A 21,743-nucleotide genomic window follows, 5' to 3' on the forward strand; every position below is an offset into this window, starting at 1 on the left:
GTTTTTATGTTTAATTTTTTACTTTGAATTTTTCAGATAATATTCGAGTTGGTAACGGCTATCGAGATAATCATTGAAAGCGCCCCACGCATTCACCTCGATACGAATTGCATCCCTTATATTTTGAAGAAAAGTCACATAATCTATAGCTCCTTCTTTAAATGCCAGCACAGATCCGTTCTGTTGCTCCTTAGCCAAAGGAAGAGCTTCCTCTTTATAATAGTTCCAGGAATTTCTCCATTTTATAAATTCTTCCCGCATATTCATATATTCTGTTTCCAGTTCCAGTTTATCCTGATAAAAATTCTGTTCTGCGATCTCCCGGTTGATTTTTGCTTCCTGTGTACGTCCCAATGTGGGACCAAAGAATAATGGAATCTGTATACCTATTTGGTATTGATAAAACCCCGATTGTCCATTTATTTCCTGCATGGCATATTGTCCCTGAAGTTTAGGCAAGAACTCAGATTTCCGTTCTTTCGTAATAGCCCTGGCTACATCTACCCTCTGCTCAGCTACATTTAGAAATGGATGATTTTCTAGTGATTCCACTAAAAAATTTAATGGTTCATCTAATGTTTCAGCCGATACCTCGGGAACGTCGTATAAGGTATCGCTGGCCAGCCAGAGATTTAGTTGTTGCAATGACTTTTGATAATTTCGAAAAGATTGCTCTAACTGTATTCTAACCTCGTTTCCCTGATTGGAGGTGGCCAGGTATTCCAGTTTGGAGGTGGCTTCTGTTTCATATCTAATCCGGGCAGCGCGTTCAATATCTTCAAATATTGAATCCATTTTCTTATATACCTGATATATCTTTTTTTGAGAATAAACCGAAGCCCAGGCCCGGCTTACCCGGCGTTCAATTTCTATAGTATTAAGATCCAAAGCGTTTTCTGCAAGAGCTACTCTTTCTTTTTGCAACTTTAAGCGGGGTGCAATTCCGAAGATATCAATGCCCTGTTGTTGAACCCCTATTTTAGTATAAATACCGTCAGATCCATTTCCTACTTCTTCTTTTCCTGTAAAGATTTGAGTATTCCCAAAATCAAAAGCTGTTTTGCTTAATACTTCTTCACCTTCTATTGCGAGCTGAGCAGCTTTTAACTGAGGATAGTTTTTAACCGCCATCTCTTTCGCATTTTCCAAACTAATAGTTTGCAAACTATCTTGTAAATCCTGGCTACTTTCCTCCGTGTTTGATTGAGCGGAAGCTGAAAAAGTCCCGCCCAGAATGCAACCTATAACCAGGATGGTAGCCAAAGATCCTGAATAGGTGTTTTTAAGCTCGTTGGACTTTTGTTTTTTCTTTTCCCGTTTCCTTTCTACAAAAGTATAAAGCACCGGTAGCACAATGAGCGTTAGCAAAGTCGCTGTAAGCATCCCACCAATTACTACCGTAGCAAGTGGTTGTTGCACTTCTGCACCCGCCGAAGTAGAAAATGCCATCGGCAAAAAGCCAAAAATATCTGTTGTCGCTGTTAACATAATAGGTCTAATTCGTTCTTTGGTTCCTGTAAAAATCCTTTCTCTTATACTGGTCACTCCTTCTTCTTTTAAGGAATTAAATCTATTGATAAGTACCAGTCCGTTTAAAACTGCTACCCCAAATAATACGATGAATCCCACACCGGCAGAAATACTGAATGGCATATCCCTTATCCACAAGGCGAACACGCCTCCAATGGCAGCCAATGGAATTGCTATATAAATCATGATAGATTGGGAAAAAGACTGTAAGGCAAAATATAGGAGGACAAAAATTAAAAATAGCGCAATTGGAACTACGATGATTAATCGGTCTTTAGCACTTTGGAGGTTCTCGAATTCCCCGCCATAAGAAATATAATAGCCTGGAGGTAAATCTAATTCTTCATCCAGTTTCTGCTGAATGTCATTCACTACAGATTCCACATCCCTACCCCGGGCATTAACCCCTACATAGGTTCTTCTATAAGTGTCATCCCTGGAAATTTGCATGGGTCCCGCCACATATTCAATATTAGCCACTTCTTTGATAGGCACCTGGGTTCCATCGGGAAGATCTATATACATCCCCCGCAGATCATCAATATTCTTTCGATGATTTTCATCGAAACGTATCACCAAATCAAAGCGTTTTTCTCCTTCAAAAATAACTCCCGCTGTACCTCCGGCGAATGCGGTGCTTATGTAATCGTTAACCTTTTGAATGTCCAACCCATATTGGGCAATTTTCCTACGATTAAATTTTACGGTCATTTGCGGTAAACCAGAAGTTCTTTCAGGATTCACATCTCCTGCTCCGGGCACAGTTTGAATAATATCTGCCATCTCCTGCACTTTTTCTGACAGGACTTTCAGATCTTCCCCATATAATTTAACCGCAATATCTTCCCTGACACCTTCAAGCAACTCATTAAAGCGTAGCTCTACCGGTTGGGTAAATACCAGGTTGACCCCGGTAAGCTCTTCGTTAAGTTTTTCCTTGATTTGTTCTATCAACCCTTCTTTAGTATCAGATGTAGTCCATTTATCCTTATCTTTTTCAAGGATCAGGTACATATCTGCTATGTCCATAGGCATAGGATCTGTAGGAATATCAGCCACCCCTATTCTCGCCGTAGCTGTTTTAATTTCGGGGAAATTTTCTAAAAGTAAATTTTCTATTTTTTTAGAGACCTCTATGGATTCTGTAAGTGAGCTACCAGGCCTAATTAACGCCTGCATGGCTATATCCCCTTCATCGAGTTGTGGAACGAATTCCCCTCCCATTCTGGAAAATAGAAAACCAGCAATAATAAGTAATACTACTGCGGAACCAAGTACTATTAATTTCAGTTTTAATGCCCCTCTAAGTAAAGGCATATATACTTTTTGAATTGCACGAATAATTTTATCGCTTATTTTTTCCAGCCAGCGTTCGAACCTGCCAAACCAGTTCTTTTTATTCTGAATAGGTTTCATCAGTAAAGCGGACATCATGGGTACGTAAGTAAGGCATAAGAAAATTGCCCCAATCATGGCAAAACCGAAGGTAAATGCCATGGGTCGAAACATTTTTCCTTCTACACCCGTAAGAAAGAGAATAGGTGCAAAAACAATAAGTATAATGATTTGTCCGAAGAAGGCAGAACCCATCATAGTACTCCCTGCATCATACGCCACCTCATCCATGACACCCTTCTTGAATTTTATTTTACCGGATCGAATGCGCTTTTGTATTTCATATACAGTGCCTTCAATAATAATAACTGCCCCGTCTATAATGATTCCGAAGTCAATCGCACCCAGACTCATTAAATTTGCCCAAACATTGAATTGTTTCATGAGAATAAAGGCAAAGAGCAGGGACAATGGGATGGTAGTAGCGGTTATAAGGCCACCTCTTAGACTTCCCAGTAATATCACCAGTGCAAAAATCACTATCAATGCACCTTCCAGTAAATTAGTTTTAACAGTATCGGTAGTTCTTCCTATCAATTCACTTCGGTCAATGATAGGTGCGATGGTTAAACCTTCAGGCAAAGATTTTGATACCTCGGCCATACGATCTTTAACATCCTGAATTACGGCATTTGGATTGGCTCCTTTAAGCATCATAATAATTCCACCCACTGCTTCTTCGCCATCCTGGGTAAAAGCACCATACCGCACCTGACTTCCATACTGAACATTTTCAGCAACATCTCCAATAGTCACCGGAATGCCATTTTGGGTGGTGATAGAAATCTCTCTAATATCGTCCAACGAGCGAATTAATCCTTCCCCTCTTATAAAATTGGACATTTTATTTTTTTCAATATAAGCTCCCCCTGTATTCACATTATTACGGGACAAAGCTTCGTAAACTTCAGATATACTGATACCGGTACTGTTTAATTTTTCCGGATTAACGGCAACCTCGTATTGCTTTATTGAACCTCCAAAAGAATTTACTTCAACCACTCCTTCCAACAGGGTTAGTTGACGTTTAACTATCCAGTCCTGAATTGTTCGAAGCTCCATGGGAGAATAGTCGTCTGCATATCCTTCTTCCGGTTTAATCGTGTATTCATAAATTTGCCCTAAGCCGGTGGATATTGGGCCCATCGCCGGACTGCCAAATTTTTCTGGAATTGTTTGGTTCAATTCATTAAGCTTTTCCTGAACAAGCTGACGGGGCAGGTAAGTTCCCATATCGTCTTTAAAAACGATGGTAACTACAGAAAGTCCAAACCGGGAAACCGATCGTATTTCTGTAACTCCGGGTAAATTCCCCATGGAAAGTTCTACAGGATAGGTTACAAACTGTTCAATATCTTCGGTAGCCAGATTAGGGGATTGGGTAATCACCTGCACCTGATTGTTGGTAATATCTGGTACCGATCCCAGATTTACGGTAGACATGGACCAAATACCAGTACCAATAAGCGCTATAGTAAGTAGTCCAACAATAAATTTATTATTAATGGAAAATGAAATGATTCTATTAATCATATAAGAAAAATTAATTCAGTTAAACATCTCGATAGTTCCTAAGAAGAAAAATCGATATCGCCCTGATCACAATAAAAACTGGTGTTAAGGGCCAAAAAAGGATATAGTTATCCTATTAAAAAACTGAATTAAACCCTTGGAGGATCTAAAAAGGAAAGAATAGGTTCATCTCCAAAATTATCGAAATGAACAAATGCTTTGGATGGAATGTCCGTAACCAAAGGTTCAAAATTTGAAGAACCAAAATCTACAGTGTGTACATGGCAGCAATGACAACTACAAAATGGTGGACATAAATCTGCTATCTGATTGTGGGAGTGGTCAAGATCCATCTCCTGAAAACTAACCGCGGTTATTTCAGAATCTGAAGAGATTACTGAAGAGTCGTTATCGTTACAGGCTAGTAAATTGAGCCCGAACACATATAATGATAATATGAATGCGATTATTTTCACACAACAAAGATAAGAAAATAGGGATGCACAGGGTGTGCAAAAGACTTGTGAGGGAATTCAATTAAAAATTTTACTGCTCGAATTAAGTCATTTTCACGGTTCTTTAAAAGAAAATGACCATTTTTATTAAATAATAAGGTTCTATTTATCCAAATTTGAGAACTTATTAAATAGAAAATTTTGTTCTGAGTATCGAAATACTTGTTAACAAACACTTTATTTTAGAGTAATATCCTTTTCAGTATAATCAATAGGATAAAAAATTATTTTTTTCAGGTTAAAATAAAACCAAATAAGCATATACAGTTTATGTTATTTTGTGATAATGAAGTTAAGACGTTACCAAAAAATGAAAGTTTATTACAAATTTTTAATACTGTCATCAGAAGATTAGCTTTAATTTTATTGATTTAAAACTAACCAGAATATTGTGATTAAGATTTTTAAAAATATCCTTATTAATAGCTTAGGCTTCCTGGTTGTTTTTTCGACTCTCTCATTTTCAGTAAATAGACATTATTGTGGTGAGCTATTAATTGATAGTGCAATATTTCAAAAAACAAAGTCTTGTTGTTTTGAGAATTCAATAGATAGTGAAAATGAAAAATTACAAGCAAATAATACCTGTTGTACCGATAACCAAGTTTTAATAGAAGGCCAAAATGAATTAAAAAACTCTTTTCCTTCATTTCTTTCTTTCCCTTCTTTTCCTGTCATAGCCTATCCATCTGAATTTAATTTGATCTTAGTATTAAATTTTGAAGATGTTGAAAGTAGTATGCCGATTACCCATCCGCTACCAGCATTAAAAAATCGCTTGTATATTTTTTTTGATACCCTCCTCATTTAGTCTCAGTTTTGGATTACACGCTAATATTAATTATTAGAAAGTGTTACTGATATATTCTTTTAATCTAAAATGCAATAAATGAAAATAAAATTATCAATATTATTATTTCTTCAAATAACAATAAACGTAACTGCCCAGACAGCAAATCTAACCGAAGAGAATGTAGATAACTGGCCGGAGCGTGAATATAATCTAATTATAGATTATGAAACAGTCAACTATACTGGAAAAGAGGTAAAGGCGATGACCATTAACGGTGGTATTCCCGGGCCTAACTTAGAATTCACAGAAGGGGAATTTGCAATTATTAATGTAACCAACAATATGGATGAAGAAACATCGGTACATTGGCACGGGTTGATATTGCCTAATTTTTACGATGGAGTGCCTTACCTAACCACACCTCCCATACAGCCAGGGGAAACATTTCAATATAAGTTTGCTCTAAAACAATCTGGAACTTATTGGTATCATTCTCATACTGGATTACAAGAACAGCGAGGCGTTTACGGGTCTATTCAAATAAACCCCCAACAAACCGAGTTAGAATATGACGAAGACTTAGTTCTAGTATTGTCCGATTGGATGGACGAAAATCCAAAGTCACAATTGAAGAATCTGAAGCGAGGTAATGAATGGTATCTCATCAAAAAAAATCAAGTACAAAGTTGGGATAAGGTTATTGCTAAAGGTGCTACTGGTGCTAAGTTGAAAATGATGTGGCAACGTATGCCCGATATGGCCATCCTTGATAACTACTATGACCTGTTCTTTATAAACGGAAAGGCCGAACAGCAATATCCAGAATTTCAACCTGGAGAAAGGGTACGCTTGCGCTTTGTAAACGCTGCAGCTGCATCCTATTTCTGGCTTACGTTTGGAGGAGAAGACCCATTGTTGGTCTCAGCAGATGGATTGGATGTGGTTCCCGTAAAGAAAAACAAAACCCTTATTGGTGTTGCCGAAACCTATGACTTTATAGTAACGATTCCGGATAACGGAAAACTTGAAATTCGTGCCACATCCCAGGATGGATCGGGGCAGGCTTCTGCCTATTTGGGAACCGGCGAAATTTTACAGGCGCCTATTGTACCGAAACCAGATTTGATTAAGCAGATGAAGGAAATGATGTCAATGGGTATGAAAATGGGTGCGCCTGCCGCAAAATTCAATCCTTCAAAAAATGATTCTATCAAAAAAATGAAGAAATATGCGATGGAGATGGATGGAATGCAAATGGATATGAAAGATGATAAAATGAAGCACGATAAAATGATGAATATGAAGAAGGATTCTAGCAAAATGGACCACGACAAAATGAATCACGGCGATATGCAGATGCAGAATGAAAAAATGGAAATGAAAGACGGGATGAAAATGGGTTATATGGTACCACAAGAAAAAGTGATTGGCGACAATAAGAAAACGGGTGGTAACCCCGAGTTCAATTATAACTATTTAAAAGCTCCCGGAAAGACCGAATTTGAAAATGGAAAACCCATACGCGAAATGCTGTTCAACCTGACCGGAAATATGAACCGTTACGTATGGTCCATCAACGGCGTACCTCTTTCTGAAACTGATAAAATAAAGATTAACCAAGGGGAAGTAGTACGCATCACTTTGAATAATATGACAATGATGCACCACCCAATGCACTTACACGGGCATTTTTTTAGGGTACTAAATGAAAATGGCGAGCGAAGTCCATTAAAACATACAGTAAATGTAGCTCCAATGCAAAAAGTAGTAATTGAATTTGATGCTAATGAAACCGGGGACTGGTTTTTCCATTGCCACATACTTTATCATTTAAATGCGGGAATGGCCAGAGTTTTTAGTTATGATACCCCGCGTGATAAACGATTAAAAGGGTATCCTTTATCAAATTTGACTACTGAGGCAGACCATATGTGGACTTGGGGCGAAGTAACAGCAGCCAGCCATATGACTGAACTGTTCCTAACCGCAACCAATATACGCAATCAGTTTATCGCTAGGGCAGAATATGGATGGAATGAAAACCTTGAAGCCGAAATTACTTATGAACGTTGGCTAAATAGTTACTTTCGGGTGTTTGGTGGGGTAAACCTGGAAAATGAAATGAAAGATAGTCTTGATGAGCTTTCCACCACGGGAGTGGTGGGTGTACGTTACCTTTTGCCTTTACTTGTAGATGCTGATTTACGTATAGATAATAAGTTACGCCCACAGATAAGCCTCTCTACAGCTACAATGGTTACACGCCATATTGCTCTCTATGGAGAATATGAATATCAAATGGATTTTGGTTGGGTAAACGATTTCGAAGCCGGGACAAAATTTGAAGAAGAAACTACGTGGCAGGTTGGTTTAGAATATGTATTAGGAAGAAACTTTTCCATAATGGGAAGCTACGATAACCGTTTTGGTATGGGTGGCGGGCTTTCCGCAAGGTTTTAATAAGAAACTATGATGATTTATGAGTTGCATTGATTGTTATTGTTGAGAGTAGTTATCCTTTATTATTTCTTAAAGACTGGAAGAAATAATAAAAAATGATCTGAGAATTCTGGATGAAAAAATGCGCAAGGAGAAATTCCATAAGAAACATATCAGACCATAGCTCAAATATCAAAAAGAATGATAAAATATATTTTGGAATCTGAACACCTAATGTTAATAAACAATTAATGAAATGAAAAACGTATTGATAGTATCCATAGCTATAATGTTGTTTTTTTTGAGTGTAAGCTGCAAAGAAAAAACAACTGTTGAAGTGAATACCCCTGAGGAGGTAAAAAAGGAAGAAAAAAAGACACCTGATGTTGCCGATCAGGATTTTATTGATGGTATGACTGGCAAAATATGGCATAATTACTTAGAAATAAAAATGGCATTAACAAATGCGGATGTCAGTCAGGCAAAAAAAATTTCCAATAGTATGGCCAGTTCTTTTAGTGAAGAAAAATCTGAAATGAAAAGTATTGCTGAAAAAATTGCAGAAACAAACGACATTGAGAAACAACGTGAGCTCTTTGATCAATTCACGGAAAAAGTAGGTCCTATGTTTGAAGATGCCCTCTCTGGAGGTACCATTTATAAAAAATTCTGTCCCATGGCTTTCAACAACAAAGGAGCATACTGGTATGCTGATATTGCGGAAATTTCTAATCCTTATTTCGGTGATAAAATGCCCAATTGCGGTTCAGTAAAAAAAACAATTTCTAAATAATTAATAACTCTAAAAATTAACGAAGAATATGAAACGATTAAGAAAACTTTCAGGAACACTTGCCCTAGTCTTAATATCACTTACAGCATATAGCTGTAAAGATAACACCAACCCAGATTCGGTCTCTAAACCAATGTCTAATGAAATGCATCAAGAAACTGAAACGAAAGATTCAGAAAGAATAATGAATAATTCACAAAACAACAAGGCTACAGATCAAATTATTGACTCTTATCTAAAAATTAAAAATGCTTTGGTTGCAGATAATCAAGAAAATGCTGCCATGGCTGGAGGTGATTTAGTTGCCATTTTTGAAGATTTTGATAAGAGTAATTATTCTTCAGAAGAACAACAGGAATTGGCTGATATTATTGAAGATGCAAAGGAACACGCAGAGCATATTTCAGAGAGCCCTATAGGACATCAGAGGGAACATTTTGATATTTTAAGCAAAGATGTCATAGATATGATAGGTATTACCGGAACTAATAAAAAGCTATATCAGGATTTTTGTCCAATGTACAATGACAATAAAGGCGCACAATGGTTGAGCGCAACTCAAGAAATCAGAAACCCTTATATGGGAAGTAAAATGATGGATTGTGGAAAAGTGCAAAAAGAGATTAATTAAATGAAGATTGTCAAAATCAGTGCACTGATTTTGTTAGTTGCTTTGGTGGGTATCCAGTTTGTGCCCACCAAGCGCAACCAAAGTAACACTGTGCCCAAAACCGATTTTATGTTGGTAAATAATGTCCCACAAAAGATACAGGATAAAATATTGGTGTCATGTTATGATTGCCATAGTAACAATACTGAATATCCGTGGTACAATAAAATACAACCTGTGGCCTGGTTTCTGGAAGATCATATCAAAGAAGGAAAATCGGAATTAAATTTTAATATGTGGGGCGAGCTTTCTGAAAGGAGAAAAAACAGTAAACTCCGATCAATCATCAGTCAGATAGAAGATGATGAAATGCCATTGGACTCTTATACTTTTATTCATAGTGATGCAAAGCTTTCACAAAGCGAAAAAGATGAAATTATTAAGTACATGGTAGAATTAAAAAATAGTTTATAGAAAATTTTAGCTAAAGGGACATTTTAAAAGGTAAATACTGGGAATTTGATTTTTAAAAAATAAATGAATGTCTCAAAAAAAGAGAAGGATTTTTTCATAATTGGTTAGTTAGTTGATCTTTTCTTTTGGCGATACATTTAAAAAGTCCTGTAAGGGAAGGGTATTCTTAATTTAATTAGTTAAAAAAAGTCCCTTCCCTTGTCAGGCCAAAAATAAAAAATAAGATGAAGGATAGCTGTAAGACAGGGAATGGAGAAAGGCATAAGAATAGTGGTTTCAAAAAATGGTTCAATTATACCATTTTCTCCATTATAGACATTCTTCTGATAGGTTAGTGGTGGTGGATAAGAAAAACAAAGTCGCCAATTACCATAAAAACACCATTGAAGGCTTAAAAGAAATATTGATCTCAATAGGATTTAAGGACAGAAGAGAAATCACAAAAGGAAATATTTTAAAAAGGATAAACGAAACCGAAAGTAAATCTTTTGGAGAAATTTACAATCATTAAAATTAATGTCATATTTGATCTATGAGTGATTCTAAAGACATAGAATATAAAAATGATTTTTATATCCAACTTTTGAATAAAGCCTTACCAACTATGGCAATAATTACAGGTTTTGCAATTTTAAGTCTTTGGGTTCTACCGCAATTTAAAGATCTTAAATGGTTGTCTTGGTCAATATTGATATTTGCGTTAATAAAGACATTTTTTATAGTAAGGCTTTCTTTTAACCAATTAACGAAAATAATCGGTCAGAGCCATTTGTTAAGTCATATACTTGTTTTGTTCGGGCTACTTATAAGCTTTATCATTTTATCATTTGCCCTAGATTTCACTTCGCTTCAATTTTTGGATGCTAAAAATTTTAAAGTCAGTTTGGAAAGGGGAACCAGTGGCTATAAAATTTTTTATGAACACCTCTATTTTAGCGCTATTACTTTTTCTTCAATAGGCTATGGAGATATCGTACCTACTTCTATTCTTTCCAAAACTTTAGTGATGTTGGAAGTTGGACTAAGATTTTTTGTACTAGTGTTCGGGATAGCTAATATTAATCAGATACGTATAAATCAAGATACATAATTTATGAATGAATTTTTAAAACAATGGGGCGAGGCCGCCTATACAACCACCGGATTTTTCTGGATGGCACTTTGGGCCTTTATTTTAGGATACATTATCAGTAGTATGATCCAGATTTTTGTTACTGAAAAAAGGATGCAAAAATCAATGGGTGAAAATGAATCAAAGAGCATGCTGCTGGGTACATTCTTCGGTTTTATTAGCAGCTCTTGCAGTTTTGCTGCACTTGCCTCTACAAAATCAATTTTTAAGAAGGGGGCAAGCTTTGTTTCATCTATTGCGTTTCTCTTAGCATCAACCAACTTGGTTATAGAATTGGGAATCATCATTTCCATTTTTTTGGGCTGGCAATTTGTAGTAGGAGAATATGTAGGTGGAATCCTCTTAATCCTCATTTGCTGGATACTTATTCGCATTATAAATCCAAAAAAACTTATTGCAAAAGCTAGAAAAAATTTAGAAAGTGCAGATGGAGATGATATGGATGATTCCAAAGATTGGAAAAAACAAATTCAAAAGGAGACTAGCTGGGCGAGAGTTGCTAAAAAATACAAGATGGAATGGCAAATGGTGTGGAAAGATGTGACCGTAGGCTTTACCATTGCCGGTATCGTGGCTGCCTTCGTTCCTGATTCCTTCTTCCAAACGCTTTTTATCAATAGTGGTCAAGGAAATACAGATTTCACTTTTCTCGAAATTCTGGAACATATTATTGTAGGGCCGGTGGCCGCGTTTTTAACCTTTATTGGATCAATGGGAAATATTCCTTTGGCTGCGCTACTTTTCGGCAAGGGTGTTAGTTTCGCTGGGGTAATGGCCTTTATTTTTAGTGACCTTGTTGTATTTCCCGTGTTGCGTATAAACGCCAAATATTATGGCTGGAAAATGTCGATTTTCATAGTATTCCTATTATTTACTGCTTTAATAGGAACATCTTTGGCATTACACTACACATTTGATTTGTTCAGCATTTTACCAGACCCCTCACAGGTAAAAATTCAAGATAGCGAGTTCTTTAAATTAGATTACACGTTCTTTTTGAACCTAGCTTTTTTAGCTATTTCTGGTTATTTGATATATCTCGGTTTTTTCAAAAAGAAAGATGTAGAGCATTCTATGAGTGAAATGGCACCTAAAAGCCAATTACTCGAAAGCTTCTTGAAATATGCCGCATTTATTTGTTATGCGTGGTTGACAGGAGGCCTTGCTGTAAAATTTTTTATGGATTAATTTATTTGTTATCCTCAATCCAACTATAGTTAAAAGAAAAATAGCATTAAAAATCAGAAAAGCACATCGTTACTTGGGGATCTTTTTTGGGACACAGTTCTTAATGTGGACGGTTATCGGGAAATATTTCAGTTGGACAAACATTGAAGAGATACACGATGATTATTAAAAACAAAACAAACTGCTTTTTCAAATTTATTAGGCATATCACAATTAAAGATTGAGCGAACCATACAATCGTTAGAACTATTGGAAATTGCTGATCACCCATATTATTGGCTAAATCAAACATCATTGTACATTGCCAATACAGGAAATTATAAAAAAGAAATTAGTAAAGAAGAGGCACAAGAAGTAGCGAGTAGATATATGCTGAAAAATCTAAAAATAAAAAGTGATAACCGAATTGAAAAAGTTGATTTCCACCACGAATACCGTGGACGGCCATTACCCGTGCATGAGATTTCAAAGGATTTAAAAGCTTATGTCGCGGTTGAAAACGGAACTTTTCAAACAGTACGTCACAGGAAATGCCGCTGGTTTGATTTTTTATGGATGACTCATACAATGGATTATCCAGGTAGGGATAATTTCAATTCCATATTATTACGCTCTTTTTCTCTCTTGGGATTGATCACGGTATTAAGTGGGTTTCTTCTTTTGTATGCAAACTCACCTTCAATACGAAAAGTCAAAAAACAAATTTTTAATAATCAACTATAAAACAACTAGGCAATGAATTCAAAAGAAAAAAAACAGAATGGAATGAGGAAAGCTAACTATGGTAGATTTATGGCTATGCTTGGCCTCTCATTTATAGCAATGTATATAACAATGTATATGAATACCTATGAATGGGATCATGTATGGTTTAGTCTTACCAGATTTTACATGACTTGTTTGGGAATTGCTGCAATGGCCGTAATTATGCTTTCTTTAATGTTAGGCATGTATAAAAACCGAAAAAAGAATATAGCGATTTATGTAGGTAGTTTACTACTTTTCATTAGCGCATTAGGATTAGTAAGAGCACAAAGCCCCATTATTGGAGATGTATTGTGGATGAAAGCCATGATCCCCCACCACTCAATTGCTATTATGACTAGCAAAAGAGCTGATATTCAGGATCCTGAAGCAAAAAAGTTAGCAAAGGAGATTATTGAGGCCCAAGAAAGAGAAATAGCTCAAATGAAAAAGATATTTATCGTCTTGAAAATGAGGGGAAATAAAATTTATATAGTCCTAATATATCTTTTCTCTACAGACAAAAATAGATTTTAATTAATCACTTTATTTAGTTTTTCAAATACTAAAAATTGATTACACTGTCTAATGCCTCATCCGCATCTTTATGTATGAAGTTTGCCTGATAATTCAAAGTAGTTTTTAAATCACTATGTCTATATAACTTTTGAAGCATCAATGGATGAATCCTGTCTCCGGCGATATTTCCAAAACTGTGTCTGGCAATATGATTCGATAATGTTTTTTTGATACCACAGAGTTTTGAAATTCTTTTTAAATATTTATTAAGAAGTTTCGTAGTACTCTTAGTTCGTATATAAATTTTTTCAGGTTGCTTCGGATCTACCTGGCTTAAAAATGGAAATACGTATCCATTATTAAATTTTTCATCTGGTCTATAATAATCAATAATGATCTTTGCCTTATCGGGGATTTTTAGACTTAATGGCTTACCATTTTTATCCATGATATAGTATAAACGGTTATCCTTAAAATCTGACCATTTTAATTTAATAACGTCAGATATTCGCATGCCAGCAAAATAAAATGAAAATAACCAAATATTATGTGTGTGCCAAATTGTGGAAAACCTCTCTAACTCTAATGATTCTATTTTCTCAATTTCCTCGATATTCAATCCGATTTTATTTCCTGAACTTATACGAATCTTTTCTTTTTCCCCCGCAAAAGGATAGTGTTTTTCAGAAATTATTCCTTCTTTAATTGCAATATTGAAGAGGGTTCTAATAAAGATAAGCTGGTTTGTTATGGTTCTTGGTTTTTGATTCAAATAGGAATAACAAAAAGTTTTGTACTTTTTCAAAAATGACTCATCAATATCACGGAATTTTAAAGATTTGTTTTTTTTGAAATACTCTACCCCATCCATCCAGTGATACTCTGACCTTCTAGCATCACTAACACGCTTTAAACGGCGTTGTTTGATCTCTTTAACCACTTGTGACTTTGTCTTAGAATTTTTTACATTTAAAAATTCCTCTATATTATAAAGAATAGATAATTGTGATTTCGCAACTGAGAAAACACCCCTTTCATATTTAGTATAAATATGTTCAGTGGCTAAAGTAAAAAATGACTTTGAGCCATTCGGTCCTTTTAATTTTTGTTTTAGTTGCTTCGGTGTAATGCTTTTCTCTGAATTGAAATAAATATCATTTACTTCCGTCAATTTTTTCATCAAAAAGTTATTCAACATTTTAGAATTAGGATGAGTTCCTTTTGCTTTACCGGCAACATCATCCCAATCCTTTTCAAAAATATATTGTCCAAGCCAGACATAGTTAGTTTTATAATTTTCGCTAATTCTTAAAGCGAGGGGGATTGTTCCATCCTTCTTTTTCATATTTTTTCTCAAAACGATCTTTACATTTGCCATAATATTAGGAATTAAAACGTTGTAAGATAATGAATTATATAAAAAAAACTAGTACAGAATAAGTACAGAATAAGGTGAATTTAAACCATTTTAAACAATATTAAATAAAATTAAAAACGACCTAATTAATTGATTTTCAGTAGTTTTATCGATTTTTAGGTATTCTATAGAATATTTTCATAACCCGGAGGTCCCGAGTTCAAATCTCGGTCTCGCTACAGGTAAATTAGGGCTTTCAGGAAACTGGAAGCCTTTTGTTTTGTTCGTCGTAGTACAGAATTTATTTTATGTAATGGTAAATACCTGGCAGTGCTCTTAAAAGCAATTTTAAAGCGGAAAGAGCAAGGGCATAATAAAGAATATTGTTAAAATATTAAATTAGACTTTTTTACTAAATCAAAAAAGCCAATAGCAAAGACACGCTTCATTGCGCAAAAGACATGAAAAAATTACTGGGAATAACCTCTCTTCTGCTTCTATCAATAAACATATATGCTCAAGGTTCTTTTGGAATAACAGGTGGTATACATGCTTCAGCTTTATCAAGAGGATTTTTAAAGAGTACAGGCTTTCATAGTAATTCATTTACCTTTCATTTTGGAGGAGTCTATGAAAAACGAATTAGTCCTAAAATAGCTTTTCGACCAAAGCTTATGTATTCCCAGCAGGGAGATTTAGAAGATTATGCAGACAATATACAATACGAAACTAAATATTTGAATGCCGCATTAAGCTTTAAATTTTTCAGTAGTCCGTATCTTTTTGCTGGTTTACAAATAGGATATTTATTAGATACCAGGAAAAATTCTGATGACTACGGAGAGTTAAGAAAATTAGATTATGGAGCTCTCCTGGGCTTTGGATATGATATAAATCCTTTCTTTGTGGAATTAATTGCTTACCAGGGAATTAATAATTTATTGGAAGTAAATATGCAAGGACAAAAATTTCAGGTAACAAATACAACTTTGGGATTAAGTATTGGGTATTTTTTCTAGAAACTGCTCAACAAAGATCTAGAAATTACAACTAGCTCTTGGAACTGCTTGCCCGGTGTTATGTAGCCATAGTAGCAAGTCTTGCTGCTAATCTATTTAAATGCGGAAATGTCTTTTATTCTACCATTTATTGCCTTTCCTGTAATGCTAACCACAGCTTAAGGGAATTTCAAATTCCAGCTATCAGGGTTAATAAGACTTTCTCAAATTTAGCAATAAACTACCTTTGACAATAGTATTTAACGCCCACAGAATAGCAGAAATTAGCAGAACAGGCTTCAAAAATAATGCAGTAGGAAAATTTCTGCGCAAAATATAGTGTTGAGTAGATTTTCTAGCGGTGGAAATATAGCTTTACTCCTTTGTAATTATCTCAGCAAAACCTAAAATAAACTATAGCCCAGAGCTATTATTTTATGGATCCTCCCGTAGAACTTTTTGGCTTTATAAGGCCTCCGAAAAAAAATTAAGGCTGAAATTTCAGAATCATCCGTCCAAGAATCGGCTTTTATAAAAGAAACTGGATAAGGAAATAGGGGAACCCTTAAACGGAAAATGCAATTATGCATCTTTATCTACTTACATTTATAGCATTCCTAAAAAATATTATAGGCGGGAATACCTCCTAAGGCTCTATTACACTAATGAATAAATTTATAATACCATCTTCCCGTTTCTGGGCGAATTAACTACATTAGCTTTAAAATTAGAACATGAAAAAGCTACTATTATTCTGCCTTATTACTTTCAGTTGGTTATTGCAGGCACAAAACAATAAGATTATGGATCATACCATTTACCAGTTTAAAGTTAAAGACATTCAGGGAAAAGATTTTGATCTAAGTACCCTTAGAGGTAAAAAAGTAATGATTGTAAATACTGCCAGCAAATGCGGTTTTACCCCGCAATACAAACAATTGCAGGAGCTTTATAGTTTATATAAGGAAAAAGATTTTGTTATCATTGGTTTTCCAGCCAACAATTTTGCCGGACAGGAACCTGGCAGCGATAAAGAAATAGCTGCTTTTTGTGAGGCTAATTATGGAGTAGACTTTCCTATGATGAGCAAAATTTCAGTTAAAGGAGCTGATATGCATCCACTATACCATTTCTTAACAGAAAAATCTAAGAATAATTACAAAGATTCTGAAGTGCAGTGGAATTTTCAAAAATATCTTATTGATGAGGAGGGACGCGTTGCCAGGGTGATAGATTCCAAAACCTTACCTACAGATAAAAGTATAATAGACTGGATAGAGAATTAATGCGCTTTGCTTTTAAAGAAATAGAGAACTATAAATGCTCAGGGGCTGTCCTGTATGGAATAACATATACAAGCCATCTGCCATTGCTGAAGTTAATGTCTAGCATTTCGTAAACCGCTTTTTTTTACTATTTTAGAAGAATACCATAACCAATCCCATTATGATTCCCAGCGCTAAAGACCATCTTCTCAAAGATGTTGATAATATCAATCAAATACCTATAATTCCTTCTTTACTGGATGTGATTTGCAAAACTACAGGAATGGGGTTTGCAGCTATTGCCAGGGTTACCGAAGACAGGTGGATTACCTGTAGCTCAAAAGATAATATCTCCTTTGGATTGAAGCCCGGGGATGAACTTAAGGTGGAAAGCACGATATGTCATGAAATACGGGAGAGCAAAAAACCCGTTATTATAGATCATGTGGCTGAGGATAAATTGTATTGCAGGCACCCTACTCCTGCTCTTTACGGGTTCCAAAGCTACATCTCCATTCCCATTTTCAGGAAAGATAAAAGTTTCTTCGGCACTTTATGTGCCATAGACACTAAACCTGCAAAGGTAAGCTCTCCTGAAATAGTTGAAATGTTCAGGTTGTTTGCAGAACTAATCTCCTTTCATCTTAATACCCTGGAAGAGTACAGAATCACCTCTGCAGAATTGCTCCTGGAAAGGGAAATTGCAGAAGTGCGTGAAAAGTTTATCGCTATTCTTGGCCATGATCTCAAAAATCCACTGGGAACTATTAGAATGTGTTCTGATATGCTCCTGCTCTTGGCCCAGGAAGAAAAAACCAGCAAATATGCCGGGACTATAAAATCTACCACCTTCCGTATGGAAGCTCTGATTGAAAACCTGTTGGATTTTGCCCGCGGGCATCTGGGAGAAGGCATTAAACTTCAGAAGAAAAAAGATAAAGAATCACTGCGGAAAGTCCTGGAGCAGGTACTAAAAGAGATTAAAGCAATGGCTCCCGAAGCGACTATTAATACAGTTATTAATCTGGAAAAAGCAGTAGATTGTGATGAATCCAGGGTGGCTCAGCTTTTTTCAAATTTATTGGGAAATGCCGTTACACATGGAGATAAAGAAGAGCCTATAGAAGTAGAAGCTATTTGTGTAAACGGGGAATTTAAAATCTCGGTAACCAACTCTGCAGAACCTATTCCCAACGAAGTCATGAAACATCTGTTCCAGCCATTTTACAGAGCAGATGTAAAGGAAGGGCACCAGGGGCTTGGGCTTGGTTTATATATTTCTTCAGAAATAGCTAAAGCGCATGACGGGGAACTTACGGTAACTTCTAATGAAGATAAAACCTGTTTTACATTTTCTATGCCAGGAAGTTAGCTTTTAATCCCCAGCTTCCTTATCTGGAATTTCTGCATCCCTGTTCACATAGGCCGATACAGACCTAATCACATTATTGGCAATAGAATTGATTTGATCCTGGCTTTTCTGATTAAATTCTCTTGTTTCGCCATCACTGTCAAAAAAGGACCATTGCCCGGGAGCGGCCACAAAAGCAAAACTTGGAGCATTTGGACTGCTCACCTCTACCAAACCAACATCATATCTTATATTCTCGTTTTTAAACCTGAATGCCACATCCATCATTACATCCCATTGGTAAACCTCTCCGTTATCCTTTAATGCAATTCCCTGAGGAACAAACATCCTGAATTCCAGATATTGATTCGCAATATTGCGGGTAATTGCCTCTTCATAATTATCTATGGTAAATTTTGCCCACATGATTACAGACTGATATAATTCATCATCTGTCTTTTCAGGATATTCCCGAATGACTGATTGTGTAAAACCCTCCGGGGTAACGGTAAAATGATCTGCAGTATTAGTGTTTTGCGCAAATATTGCGAATGGAACCGTTAGAAGCAGCACCAGTAGTATTCGAAATTTCATAATAATTACTTTTTATTCCTTTTCAAGATAAGAAAAATGCTACAGGAATATTTTAAGAATATCCCAAGAAAATCACTGAAAATATAGTGGCAGGTTAAAAAAATCCTAATTTCTACCTGAAGATTTGCAATGGAAGCTACTATGCGTAATTTCAGAAAAAAGAAAGCTTTATGAAATATACAAAATTAGGAAACACCTCACTGGAAACAGCCCCCGTGGTTTTTGGAGGAAATGTTTTTGGCTGGACCCTCAATGAGAAAAAATCTTTTAAAATGCTGGATGAGCTTTATGAAAAAGGTTTTACCACTATAGATACGGCCGATGTTTACTCCAGATGGGCTCCTGGGAATTCCGGCGGGGAATCTGAAATAATTATTGGAAAATGGATGAAAGAACGCGGAATACGGGATCAAATAACCCTGGCCACAAAAGTGGGCTCAAGTATGGAACAAAATATGCCTAAAGATATCTCACGTGATCATATTTTAAAGGCTTCTGAAGATTCTTTAAAACGTTTACAAACAGATTATATAGATCTTTACTATACCCATTGGGATGATGACAAAACCCCGGTGGAGGAAACCCTTTCTACTTATCAGCAATTAATAAAAGAAGGAAAAGTAAGGTATATTGGAGCATCAAACTTATCTCCGGAAAGGTTAAAGGCTTCCCTTGAGGCTGCTAAGAAAGAAAATCTGCCAAAATATGAAGTTTTTCAACCGGAATATAACCTGGTTTCCCGAAGAAAGTTTGAAGAAAACATAAAAGATATTTGCGAGGAAAATGGCTTATCTGTATTAAGTTATTTTTCCCTTGCCAGTGGCTTCCTTACCGGCAAATATCAGCAGGTGGAAGATGTAAAAGGCAGCAGCAGAGAGATGTTTTTAAAGGAATATTTTGATGAAGGCGGCAAAAAGGTTTTGGATGCCATCTGGGAAACTGCTAATGAACATATGGTCTCTGAAGCTGCTATTTCCCTTGCATGGATTATGCAAAGGCCGGGTATAACAGCGCCTATTGCCAGCGCTACAAAAAAAGCGCATTTAAAGTCTTTTTTTGAAGCCATAGATATAGAACTTACCAAAGATCAAATGAAGCGCCTCAATGAGTTAAGTTCCTGGAAATAAGGTATATAAAATATCCTTCAATTTAGTTTATTTAAAAGTTCATCCGGCGAGACAGAAAATTGTTCGCCGGATTTCATGTTTTTAAGGGTAAACTTCTGCTGCTTCATTTCTTCTTCCCCGGCCAGTACTACAAAAGGTATCTTCCGTTTATTAGCGTGATTCATTTGCTTTTTCATTTTACTACTTTCAGGATAAAGCTCTGCGGTAATATTGTTCCGCCTAAGGTTCTGCACTGCTTTTAAAGCATAAAGAGCTTCCTTATCGCCAAAATTGATAAAAAGCACCTTAGTATTTTCAGTAACCGTAAGGGGAAATAAATCCAGCTCTTCCAGCACCAGGAAAATACGATCAAGGCCGAAGGATATTCCCACACCGCTCATATTTTTTAGTCCAAAAATCCCGGTGAGGTCATCATATCGTCCTCCGCCTCCAATGGATCCCAGGTTAACTTCTTCAGGTGCCGAAACTTCAAAAATAGCTCCTGTATAGTAATTAAGTCCTCTCGCAAGGGTTACATCCAGGTCTAATTTTGCAGCCTGCAAAGGCATTTGGGCAATAGCCTTCTGTATAAATTCAAGTTCTTCAATTCCCTTCTGCCCTGTTTTGGAATTTTCCAGGATGTTTTTCAATCCTGCTACTTTCTCCGCAAAATTTCCATTTAAACTGAAGATTGGCCCAATTTTCTCAATTGCTTCAGGAGAAATCCCTTTTTCCTTCATTTCCTTTTTAACACCCTCCTCCCCTATTTTATCGAGTTTATCCAGGGCAACTGTAAAATCTATCAGCTTATCCTGTTCGCCTATAACTTCGGCAAATCCGGAAAGAATTTTCCTGTTATTGATTTTAATGGTAATTCCTGGGAGGTTTAAGGCATTGAACACCTCGTCATAAAGTTGTATAAATTCCACTTCCTGCCATAAACTTTCGCTGCCCACCACATCTGCATCGCATTGGTAGAATTCTCTAAACCTACCTTTTTGTGGACGGTCTGCCCGCCATACCGGCTGGATTTGGTACCGCTTAAATGGGAATTCTATTTCATTTTGGTGTTGGACCACATAACGCGCAAAAGGTACGGTTAGATCGTAACGCAGGGCTTTTTCACTAATAGAAGAGGTAATTTTAACACTATCCCTTTTTTCATAGGCTTTTGGATCTGCTTTCCGCAGAAAATCCCCGGAATTTAATATTTTAAAAATCAGCCTGTCGCCTTCTTCCCCATACTTGCCCATTAGCGTTTCATAATTCTCAAAGCTTGGCGTTTCAATAGGTTGAAATCCAAATTTTTTGAACTGCTGCTGAATTTTTTCAAAAATATAATTTCTCTTTGCCACCTCTGCCGGTGAAAAATCTCTTGTCCCTTTTGGAATAGATGGTTTTTGTGCCATATTTATTGTGACGGCCAGG

Annotated in this window: 18 protein-coding genes and 1 pseudogene; 14 read left to right on the forward strand and 5 right to left on the reverse strand. The window is 36.1% G+C overall.

Annotation, left to right across the window (positions count from 1 at the left end; translation table 11 throughout):
- Positions 1 to 18: 18 nt before the first annotated feature.
- Both AB8M93_RS04750 and AB8M93_RS04755 read right to left on the reverse strand, forming a co-directional pair.
- Positions 19 to 4,458 (reverse strand): CusA/CzcA family heavy metal efflux RND transporter, encoded by a 4,440-nt coding sequence (locus AB8M93_RS04750; protein WP_373056424.1) that lies wholly within the window; start codon positions 4,456 to 4,458, stop codon positions 19 to 21.
- Positions 4,459 to 4,586: 128 nt separating this feature from the next.
- A complete protein-coding gene (locus tag AB8M93_RS04755) occupies positions 4,587 to 4,913 on the reverse strand; it encodes a DUF6660 family protein (protein ID WP_373056425.1) in 327 nt (108 codons plus the stop codon).
- A 430-nt stretch (positions 4,914 to 5,343) separates the two neighbouring features.
- Between AB8M93_RS04755 and AB8M93_RS04760 the strand changes: the two genes are divergently transcribed.
- From AB8M93_RS04760 to AB8M93_RS04805, 10 genes and pseudogenes are all read left to right on the forward strand, one after another.
- Positions 5,344 to 5,763, forward strand: a complete 420-nt coding sequence (locus tag AB8M93_RS04760; RefSeq protein ID WP_373056426.1) for an HYC_CC_PP family protein — start codon at positions 5,344 to 5,346, stop codon at positions 5,761 to 5,763.
- Between the two features lie 78 nt (positions 5,764 to 5,841).
- Positions 5,842 to 8,205: a multicopper oxidase domain-containing protein gene (locus tag AB8M93_RS04765; protein ID WP_373056427.1), complete on the forward strand. Its 2,364-nt coding sequence runs from the start codon at positions 5,842 to 5,844 to the stop codon at positions 8,203 to 8,205.
- Positions 8,206 to 8,440: 235 nt separating this feature from the next.
- A complete protein-coding gene (locus AB8M93_RS04770; RefSeq protein WP_373056428.1) occupies positions 8,441 to 8,977 on the forward strand; it encodes a DUF3347 domain-containing protein in 537 nt (178 codons plus the stop codon).
- Positions 8,978 to 9,005: 28 nt separating this feature from the next.
- Positions 9,006 to 9,608, forward strand: a complete 603-nt coding sequence (locus tag AB8M93_RS04775; RefSeq protein ID WP_373056429.1) for a DUF3347 domain-containing protein — start codon at positions 9,006 to 9,008, stop codon at positions 9,606 to 9,608.
- Entirely contained in the window at positions 9,609 to 10,061 is a 453-nt protein-coding gene (locus tag AB8M93_RS04780; protein ID WP_373056430.1) for a heme-binding domain-containing protein, read from the forward strand. It begins immediately after the preceding gene.
- A gap of 283 nt (positions 10,062 to 10,344) precedes the next feature.
- Entirely contained in the window at positions 10,345 to 10,572 is a 228-nt protein-coding gene (locus tag AB8M93_RS04785; protein ID WP_373056431.1) for a hypothetical protein, read from the forward strand.
- Positions 10,573 to 10,593: 21 nt separating this feature from the next.
- Complete coding sequence (locus tag AB8M93_RS04790; RefSeq protein WP_373056432.1) at positions 10,594 to 11,151, forward strand: ion channel; 558 nt, start codon at positions 10,594 to 10,596, stop codon at positions 11,149 to 11,151.
- Positions 11,152 to 11,154: 3 nt separating this feature from the next.
- Positions 11,155 to 12,381: a permease gene (locus AB8M93_RS04795; RefSeq protein WP_373056433.1), complete on the forward strand. Its 1,227-nt coding sequence runs from the start codon at positions 11,155 to 11,157 to the stop codon at positions 12,379 to 12,381.
- A gap of 25 nt (positions 12,382 to 12,406) precedes the next feature.
- Positions 12,407 to 13,104, forward strand: a pseudogene (locus AB8M93_RS04800) (hypothetical protein).
- A gap of 12 nt (positions 13,105 to 13,116) precedes the next feature.
- Positions 13,117 to 13,662, forward strand: coding sequence for a DUF305 domain-containing protein (locus tag AB8M93_RS04805; protein WP_373056434.1), 546 nt, complete (start codon positions 13,117 to 13,119; stop codon positions 13,660 to 13,662).
- Positions 13,663 to 13,690: 28 nt separating this feature from the next.
- On the opposite strand, the gene AB8M93_RS04810 is transcribed toward AB8M93_RS04805, so the two are convergent.
- A complete protein-coding gene (locus AB8M93_RS04810; protein ID WP_373056435.1) occupies positions 13,691 to 15,022 on the reverse strand; it encodes a phage integrase SAM-like domain-containing protein in 1,332 nt (443 codons plus the stop codon).
- A 440-nt stretch (positions 15,023 to 15,462) separates the two neighbouring features.
- On the opposite strand from AB8M93_RS04810, the gene AB8M93_RS04815 reads away from it, so the two are divergent.
- The 3 genes from AB8M93_RS04815 (at position 15,463) to AB8M93_RS04825 (ending at position 18,636) form a co-directional block, all read left to right on the forward strand.
- Entirely contained in the window at positions 15,463 to 16,020 is a 558-nt protein-coding gene (locus tag AB8M93_RS04815) for a porin family protein (protein WP_373056436.1), read from the forward strand.
- A 713-nt stretch (positions 16,021 to 16,733) separates the two neighbouring features.
- Positions 16,734 to 17,285 carry a glutathione peroxidase gene (locus tag AB8M93_RS04820; RefSeq protein ID WP_373056437.1) on the forward strand — a complete coding sequence of 184 codons (552 nt, stop codon included), beginning with the start codon at positions 16,734 to 16,736 and terminating at the stop codon, positions 17,283 to 17,285.
- A 160-nt stretch (positions 17,286 to 17,445) separates the two neighbouring features.
- Positions 17,446 to 18,636 carry a GAF domain-containing sensor histidine kinase gene (locus tag AB8M93_RS04825; RefSeq protein ID WP_373056438.1) on the forward strand — a complete coding sequence of 397 codons (1,191 nt, stop codon included), beginning with the start codon at positions 17,446 to 17,448 and terminating at the stop codon, positions 18,634 to 18,636.
- 3 nt (positions 18,637 to 18,639) lie between these two features.
- Here the strand turns inward: AB8M93_RS04825 and AB8M93_RS04830 are convergent, their stop codons facing one another.
- Positions 18,640 to 19,209 (reverse strand): hypothetical protein, encoded by a 570-nt coding sequence (locus AB8M93_RS04830; RefSeq protein ID WP_373056439.1) that lies wholly within the window; start codon positions 19,207 to 19,209, stop codon positions 18,640 to 18,642.
- 170 nt (positions 19,210 to 19,379) lie between these two features.
- Here AB8M93_RS04830 and AB8M93_RS04835 point away from each other — a divergent pair, with 170 nt between their 5' ends.
- On the forward strand, positions 19,380 to 20,336 hold the full coding sequence (locus tag AB8M93_RS04835) for an aldo/keto reductase (RefSeq protein ID WP_373056440.1): 957 nt from the start codon (positions 19,380 to 19,382) through the stop codon (positions 20,334 to 20,336).
- Between the two features lie 17 nt (positions 20,337 to 20,353).
- Here AB8M93_RS04835 and hisS read toward each other — a convergent pair whose 3' ends face one another.
- Positions 20,354 to 21,724: a histidine--tRNA ligase gene (gene hisS / locus AB8M93_RS04840; RefSeq protein ID WP_373056441.1), complete on the reverse strand. Its 1,371-nt coding sequence runs from the start codon at positions 21,722 to 21,724 to the stop codon at positions 20,354 to 20,356.
- Positions 21,725 to 21,743: the final 19 nt, after the last annotated feature.

Source organism: Autumnicola aciditolerans, assembly GCF_041679265.1.
Classification (GTDB): domain Bacteria; phylum Bacteroidota; class Bacteroidia; order Flavobacteriales; family Flavobacteriaceae; genus Autumnicola.

Excerpts from the sequence above, each read along its gene's own strand:
- AB8M93_RS04750 (WP_373056424.1), bottom strand. The coding sequence starts at position 4,458 with ATGATTAATAGAATCATTTCATTTTCCATTAATAATAAATTTATTGTT.
- AB8M93_RS04765 (WP_373056427.1), top strand. The coding sequence starts at position 5,842 with ATGAAAATAAAATTATCAATATTATTATTTCTTCAAATAACAATAAAC.
- AB8M93_RS04770 (WP_373056428.1), top strand. The coding sequence starts at position 8,441 with ATGAAAAACGTATTGATAGTATCCATAGCTATAATGTTGTTTTTTTTG.
- AB8M93_RS04775 (WP_373056429.1), top strand. The coding sequence starts at position 9,006 with ATGAAACGATTAAGAAAACTTTCAGGAACACTTGCCCTAGTCTTAATA.
- AB8M93_RS04780 (WP_373056430.1), top strand. The coding sequence starts at position 9,609 with ATGAAGATTGTCAAAATCAGTGCACTGATTTTGTTAGTTGCTTTGGTG.
- AB8M93_RS04785 (WP_373056431.1), top strand. The coding sequence starts at position 10,345 with ATGGTTCAATTATACCATTTTCTCCATTATAGACATTCTTCTGATAGG.
- AB8M93_RS04790 (WP_373056432.1), top strand. The coding sequence starts at position 10,594 with ATGAGTGATTCTAAAGACATAGAATATAAAAATGATTTTTATATCCAA.
- AB8M93_RS04795 (WP_373056433.1), top strand. The coding sequence starts at position 11,155 with ATGAATGAATTTTTAAAACAATGGGGCGAGGCCGCCTATACAACCACC.
- AB8M93_RS04805 (WP_373056434.1), top strand. The coding sequence starts at position 13,117 with ATGAATTCAAAAGAAAAAAAACAGAATGGAATGAGGAAAGCTAACTAT.
- AB8M93_RS04810 (WP_373056435.1), bottom strand. The coding sequence starts at position 15,022 with ATGGCAAATGTAAAGATCGTTTTGAGAAAAAATATGAAAAAGAAGGAT.
- AB8M93_RS04815 (WP_373056436.1), top strand. The coding sequence starts at position 15,463 with ATGAAAAAATTACTGGGAATAACCTCTCTTCTGCTTCTATCAATAAAC.
- AB8M93_RS04820 (WP_373056437.1), top strand. The coding sequence starts at position 16,734 with ATGAAAAAGCTACTATTATTCTGCCTTATTACTTTCAGTTGGTTATTG.
- AB8M93_RS04825 (WP_373056438.1), top strand. The coding sequence starts at position 17,446 with ATGATTCCCAGCGCTAAAGACCATCTTCTCAAAGATGTTGATAATATC.
- AB8M93_RS04830 (WP_373056439.1), bottom strand. The coding sequence starts at position 19,209 with ATGAAATTTCGAATACTACTGGTGCTGCTTCTAACGGTTCCATTCGCA.
- AB8M93_RS04835 (WP_373056440.1), top strand. The coding sequence starts at position 19,380 with ATGAAATATACAAAATTAGGAAACACCTCACTGGAAACAGCCCCCGTG.
- hisS (WP_373056441.1), bottom strand. The coding sequence starts at position 21,724 with ATGGCACAAAAACCATCTATTCCAAAAGGGACAAGAGATTTTTCACCG.